Below are 604 nucleotides of genomic sequence, written 5' to 3' on the forward strand. Positions count from 1 at the left end.
CCGACCAGTCGTGCAATGAGTGCAACCTGATTGAACCACCAGCCGTCATGAATGGTTTTGTAGCGCGCGATCATGGAACTGAAGCCGGTGTTAGCGCCTACTTGATTACTATCGTGCTGGCGGTAATCCATTGAAGGATGAGGATCGATGTACCAACTGAAACCATGGCTGCGAGCGAAGGCATAGCAATACCAGTCATGCAGACCGACCGCTTGCAAGGTATCCCACTGTGCCAGCATCGACTGCTTCATCGCCCGCACCAATGGCGCTCCCAGCACATAGGTGCAGCCCGGACCGGCGGCCTCAAAAAAATAATCCCAACGGGTCTGCGGTTGCGCCTTGTTGAGCAGATGTGTCCTGCCGTCGTCCCAAAACGCGATGACATTGCTGGAACAGGCATCCACATCCTTCTCAAGCAATGAAGCGATAGCGCGCTGCAATTTATCGGGGTGCCAGATATCGTCCTGATCGGCGAAGGAAACATAGTCGTAGCTAGTCAGGTCGACATCGCGGATCAACCGGAAAAAATTGCGCGATGCCCCACCGAAGCGGAAACCGGACGGCAGCACAACCATATTCTGGTGGTCTGCGGCGAATTGCGCGC

Annotated in this window: 1 protein-coding gene; it reads right to left on the bottom strand. The window is 55.1% G+C overall.

The annotated features are described in order from the left end of the window. On the bottom strand, window positions 1-604 hold a 604-nt coding region (locus tag OQK_RS01365), incomplete at both ends, for a glycosyltransferase (protein ID WP_016770768.1).

The organism is Pseudomonas sp. R62, from assembly GCF_000257605.1.
Classification (GTDB): Bacteria; Pseudomonadota; Gammaproteobacteria; order Pseudomonadales; family Pseudomonadaceae; genus Aquipseudomonas; species Aquipseudomonas atacamensis.